This is a genomic window from Pseudoalteromonas arctica, from assembly GCF_012927645.1.
GTDB classification, from domain to species: Bacteria; Pseudomonadota; Gammaproteobacteria; order Enterobacterales; family Alteromonadaceae; genus Pseudoalteromonas; species Pseudoalteromonas arctica_A.
Genome location: NZ_JABBMT010000057.1, coordinates 1 through 5,875, shown reverse-complemented (window position 1 = coordinate 5,875; position 5,875 = coordinate 1). Strand labels below are relative to the sequence as shown.

6 protein-coding genes are annotated in these 5,875 nt (G+C 37.2%); all 6 read right to left on the bottom strand.

The genetic code is table 11. The features are described from left to right. Window positions 1-347 precede the first annotated feature (347 nt). Window positions 348-755, bottom strand: coding sequence for a type II toxin-antitoxin system death-on-curing family toxin (locus HHO47_RS18565; protein WP_169021635.1), 408 nt, complete (start codon window positions 753-755; stop codon window positions 348-350). Then, a complete protein-coding gene (locus HHO47_RS18560; RefSeq protein WP_432651943.1) occupies window positions 755-928 on the bottom strand; it encodes an acetyltransferase in 174 nt (57 codons plus the stop codon). Before HHO47_RS18560 ends, HHO47_RS18565 begins: the two co-directional genes overlap by 1 nt. Window positions 929-992: 64 nt before the next feature. Continuing rightward, window positions 993-1,409 (bottom strand): hypothetical protein, encoded by a 417-nt coding sequence (locus tag HHO47_RS18555; RefSeq protein WP_348981678.1) that lies wholly within the window; start codon window positions 1,407-1,409, stop codon window positions 993-995. Between the two features lie 580 nt (window positions 1,410-1,989). Further along, window positions 1,990-2,643, bottom strand: a complete 654-nt coding sequence (locus HHO47_RS18545; RefSeq protein ID WP_169021634.1) for a hypothetical protein — start codon at window positions 2,641-2,643, stop codon at window positions 1,990-1,992. Between the two features lie 95 nt (window positions 2,644-2,738). Then, window positions 2,739-4,199 carry a hypothetical protein gene (locus HHO47_RS18540; RefSeq protein ID WP_169021633.1) on the bottom strand — a complete coding sequence of 487 codons (1,461 nt, stop codon included), beginning with the start codon at window positions 4,197-4,199 and terminating at the stop codon, window positions 2,739-2,741. 121 nt (window positions 4,200-4,320) lie between these two features. Continuing rightward, window positions 4,321-5,739, bottom strand: coding sequence for a serine hydrolase domain-containing protein (locus tag HHO47_RS18535; RefSeq protein ID WP_169021632.1), 1,419 nt, complete (start codon window positions 5,737-5,739; stop codon window positions 4,321-4,323). Window positions 5,740-5,875 lie beyond the last annotated feature (136 nt).

Below are 5,875 nucleotides of genomic sequence, written 5' to 3'. Positions count from 1 at the left end.
GGTCAAGTATTTTAGAAGAAGGAACAGGCATAAAATTAGGCTCTCAAAAGAGAGTAATAGATCAAACCTAGGGTTCTGCGTCAAGCTTTTATTTACAAAAGCAAATCAAGTGGCTATTTAATGAGCGGGTTTAATTCAAATTAGGGGTGCGGAACAACAGATACAGGTACTATAAACATTGCGCTAGGCAATGACTATTTAGCGTCAAAAGGTTTAGTGTCACTAAGAGATATTTGGATCAATATTCATTACGGGAGGTGAACCGCCCATTGCACTACCTGCTAATAAAAAGCGCATGATGGGTGGTGTGTGGGGGCTGGAGGTTAGGGACCTCCCCGGCTACCCGATTATGTTTTTGTATTATTAGAGTTTTCTTGAGAATACTGTGCGTACAATACGTCAGCAAAATCAGTTTCATTAATTTTTCCGATAACTAAATCTCTCACAGCATCAGCCATTAAATCGTTATCAGTAGTTAATTCGTATTCATTTAACGATAAATACTCAAGGCCAACAACTAACCCTGTTCGTTTATTTGCATCCGGTAAAGCATGAGCTATGGCTATACTTGATGTATATTTAGCTGCTATCTCGAATATATCATCCAAACCATCGTAAATAATTGCATTATCTATTCGACCCAAAGCACCTTGTAATTTAGGGATATCGACAACACCTTTCATCCCAGGCTCACTCTCTAAAATAAAAGTATTAATTTCAATAACTCTCTCAAATGGAAAGCAAATTACTTCCATTACATGTGAGCCAATTTAGTAAATGTTTTTCTATGTGTTCTTAAAGCTAACTTAGCTTCAGATTTCACAATTTGCTTACCAGATTCACCTGATAAATCTAAACTTTTAGTTGCTTTAACTCTAGGCCTATCCACAGCTGAAACACCGTAAGCTTCTACTTTTTTATTCATCATAAACACCTTTCGACAACATATTACTTTAGTATACACCTATACTATGAAAGCACCAACGCCTCAATCACGCGCTTGTCGCGTGCATTGAATTGTTAGCCGAAAACTGCCGCGAACCTAGCATGTAAGCGGCAATGCCAAACCAACCCATTGTTGGGATGGCCCACATACGCTGTACCAACCCATTAATCTCTGACGGGATGAAGCCAGCATAAATCAGCCAAAACATGAACACATGCAGAAACGACACTGCTGCTGAAAAAAGTTCAAACGAAGGCGACTTGATGATGTTTTTAAACTCAAGCAAAAACGCAAGAGGTGCGATAATCATGAAGATTGACAGGTTGTAGAGTAAGTGCAGGGGCGTCTCTAACGTCCAAATTCCCGCACTGATCATGCTGAGACCAAGCAGTAAAACAGATGCCATGGAAAAAGAAACGCGACTGGGTGAGGTCAGCTGTATTCCAAGGGCAAAAAAACACATGGAGATTCCGATCACGATATCAGCAATCCTGTGAGTATATGCAAATACAGGCGCTTCAAGTGCGACATGACTGATGCTCTTGGCAAAAACATCAAATCTAGGGATAACAAAGCCAAGGCCAATGTTGATAATCGAAGCGATCCAAATCAGGTGCGCCTGCTTTACTAAAGCTTTTATAAAAATTCACTGGATATCCTTTTCGGCTAGCCTCGTTAAGAGGCAAATAATATGTTGGTTAAAATAAGCGACGCAGGAGCAAAAGCCAACTGTTATTTGTCCTGCTTTAACGACTTGTTAGGCATACATTAACCGTGGTGTCGGCGGATATGCTTTACTAAACCTGATTCGTTAAACTCTAATGAGACGATATTAGTTTTACTATATTCAATGGTTTTATTTAGATGCGCAGGCTTAACTTTACCCATTTCAGTCATTTTTATAAAAACAACATTATAAGCCGCTTTGATCAATTACTAGAATTTTTAATTGATTCGCTAAGCTCTTTCATATTTGGAATTGAGTTTAACATTACTTCTTGCGAATGACGGTAAGAAGCCAGAGCTTCATTAAAGCTAACCTTTTACTCAGCATGGCTTAACGAAAAGAATATTGTCCCTGTTGAAGTTGCTCGTGGCATATTAGATGGTAGCTTACTATTTCTCTCTAATAAGTCTGCCATCACAACTTTTTGAATATGTTCTTCACAACTAGACTTTAACTTTTGCGTAATTTGATAAATTTGTGAATAAACTTTTTCTCCAAATTTAGCCACTTCATCGGGAGTAGGGATATAACCTTTATGAATGATTTTATTCCTGAATTCGATGAGCTTCTTATCAAGGGCGTAAGATTCACCAAATTCAAGTAAATATAAGAATAGAAACCCACCCAATTGACGTTCTGACTGCCTAGATACATCTTTAAAAGTATTATTAAACTCTTTCTCATTTACTCCTTGCTTTGAGCATAGAACCTTAATCGAAAATTCGAAAAAACGCTCATATGCTGAAGATAATGTGGAGGCCGCTTCAAGCGTATAGCCTTCTATAAGTGCATTTGCCGCGGACTCTAATAACACCTCAAACTTTTGACTTTGCAACATTAATGCTGATTTATGACCCCTGTCACATTCAATATAAGCAACAGGTTCATCATAGTAATTCGCAAATATTGGTTCAAAGGATGGATGCCCTAGCTCTTTTAGGCACTCCATACATGATGCAAAAATTTTCATATGACTCCGGTAGTGAAAAGGCTTATAACGCTGCGCTCTGCGGAAATTTAGGAGCGCCAGCGAGTAAATTTTCCGTAGCAGCTCCTTGTTATATTTCACTTCCCTTTTGCTCGCGAAATTACTCCCATCATGGAGTGAGAAAATTGTCCAATTTCAGCTTTTTCATCAAGTTTATCTGAAACATACTTACCTGTAGCTGCAGCCGCACCAAGGGGAAGTAACGCACCTAAGAAAGGAGCTAAAACGGGAAACATAGTTACACCTAATGTACCACAAGCAATTAAAGCTGTGTATTTATGCTTTGCTTGATATTTATCATTAAATAATGAAACTTGCTTCTCATGTTTCGATATTGCTCTTTCAATATGGGAGCACACTTCAGCAGCAACATACCCTAAATCTTCGACCTTGGTATTAGGTAAGCTGTTAACTAAATCTCTTAACTCTCTTCTAAACTCAATATTTTCATCTGTCTTTCTCAATGCCACAAGTTGCGAGTCTTCAATATTAGCTAAATAATCAAGTCTTTTAGATGTAAGAGACTGTAAAATTGCTGATGTAGATGGGTCAAATGACGCAACTTCACCAGCAGATGCATTCTTCATATTTGCAATAAGCTGGTAATAATGCGCCTGCGCATTAACACACAGAAATGGATGACTCCTAAGTTCATCTGCATTTTCTAGTAAATGATAATTTGGCATAATACGTTCAAAGATCGCATTAGTTACAACACTTGCATCACCATTCGAAAACAACTCATTACACCAATCTTCTGACCTCCACTGCCTCATTTCAGCTTTGTAATTTTCTAATTCTACTTTCACAGACTCCCCTGGCTCAGAACCTGGTGAAACAAAAAGTCTTGCCTCTTCTATCTTTTGAAAGTATTGGTCGGGGTGATTTGTAGCGAACTCCATTATATCTTGCGGGTGCGCTATACCTGAATCGACATAATGTGAAAACACATCGGTGATAAGTTGAACACTATTTTCTTGCGTTTGCTGATCGTGTTCTTCAAGTGATTTTTCAAAGCTTGGAAATACAATAAATGGCGGTAGATCAAACTCGTCACCTTTAATGTCAGACAAATGCAATATGAAAAAAGCCATTTGAAGGGGTATGACATGATTAAACTGTTCTTCATCACGTTTTTTCTCTAACCACGGCATGACAGGGTCTGGAATTAAAACTGTATCAGAATAGAGAAGTGATTTACGTGTAGCATTTAACTGTGTTTGTAAAAAGCGACTACTCCCTCCCAAGTTCAATTTACATGCATCTAATTTCTTGGCTGCACTAAAAGCTTTACCACCTTCTTCTGAATATAATTTCTTAAGATTTTTTTCGAGACTTGAAAAAGCCATCATAGACTTTTCAGCTCTTTTAGGGTTCTCTCTTAAAACAGATGCCATTCCTTGAATTGACTCAGAGAAGCTCTCCAATGGAGAAAAATCACGTGGCAAACAGCCTGTAATGCAGAGGAAAAACTCCGTTAATATCTCAAAATACCTATCTTGATAAATAATTAAATAGTGTAATTCCTGCTGACTCACTTAAAGACTCCATTTGAAATATAACGCCTCGCTAACGGGCGCAAAATTGTTGGCTAAAATTAGCGAAGAATGAGCGCAAGCCAACTGTTTTACGTCCACTTTAAGCGACTTGTTAGCATTTTTATGAACCATACTTTCTAATTAGCTCATTAATTTTTCTTCTTACTGGTGCGACCACATCTGATTGGTTCGCCAATATAACAACAACGAACCCGCTATCAAGGTGTATATCTAAACGTGAATCTACGCCTAAATAAGCTCCTCCATGACCCACAACACGATTATTTTCCTCTCCGCTAACTGAAAAACCATAACCATACCAAAAAGCAGAATTATATTGAGTTTTCTCAGTGTAAGCATCCTCGGTTAACTTTTTACCTAGTAATCTAAATTCAGTCAGTGCAATAGCAAATTGATATAAATCTTCAACTGATGAAAAACCGCCTCCGGCTGGACTTCCTTTAATTGCTCTAGCATAAATACTATCGACCCACTGGTCACTATGCATTCTTTTTAAATATCCAGAGGCTAAGTTGGCTGTAACAGAGTCAAGTTCAAAGCTCCCCGAATTGGTCATATTAGCTTTATTATAAATATGCTTTTGAACATAGTCGTAATAGCTTTGACCGCTAACTTTTTCAACGACTAAGCCAAGCATCAACATCCCCGAGTTGCTATAGCGGTTTCGTGAGCCTGGCACAAATAAAAGTTCGCTTTGGGATATTAATGGTTTATATGCGTCTAAATTTCTGTATGCTTCCTTATTACTTTTATTAAACTCATCATTAAAAAAATTACCTAAACCTGATGTATGTGTGAGAAGCTGCCTAATTGTAATAGAATCAGAGTCGCCCTTAGGTAGCCAGTCTTTATCAACAAACTGAATAAGCTTGTCATCAAATTTTAATTTACCCTTTTCTATAAGTTGCAATGCAGCTATGGCAGTGAACATTTTGTTCATAGAGCCCAATGAAAACTTAGTATCAATATTATTTTTTATCTTCCACGTTCTGTTTGCATAACCCACAGAACCTGTAAAAATTACATCATTACCCTTTGCAACCAAAACAGAACCAGAAAAAGCATCTTCAATACTTAGGTTATTAATAAAACTAGATAGCTCTTGAGCGAGCTCTTTCGGTGATATCAACCTTGTGGAGCTATGCTCAGGCTTAGAATTTTGCAAAGTAAAATAGTTGATTTTATAAGGCGCATCTTTTTCTTTGTTTATTATTAGGTTGTATTTGAATTTATTATTGTTAGATATAACTTCAATCCTTTCATTGCCATTACTAGGAGGTAAAACCTTTATAACATCTAAGTGTCCAAATGTGTTTTGGCTATTTAAAAAGACACCAACATGTGCATCAATACCGTATGTTTCAATTCTACTTTTAGACATATGATCAGAAAGGTAATCTATGACTTCAATGCGTGAACCTTCATTAAAAACGGTTATGAATGATGGAGCTAACTCTTTATTGGCTAATGTGGGGAAAGAATAAAGTAACGCGACGATGAGTAAAAAAAATGTTTTCATTAAAAGTCCTGACCTGGTCAACTAAATTCAGTCACCCTAGTTAAGCTACTTTTTCTAACTCATTAATTTTAAATTCAAAATCATTTGGGCTTTGATACCCTAAGTAGGAATGCAATCGGTTACTGTTGTACCACAT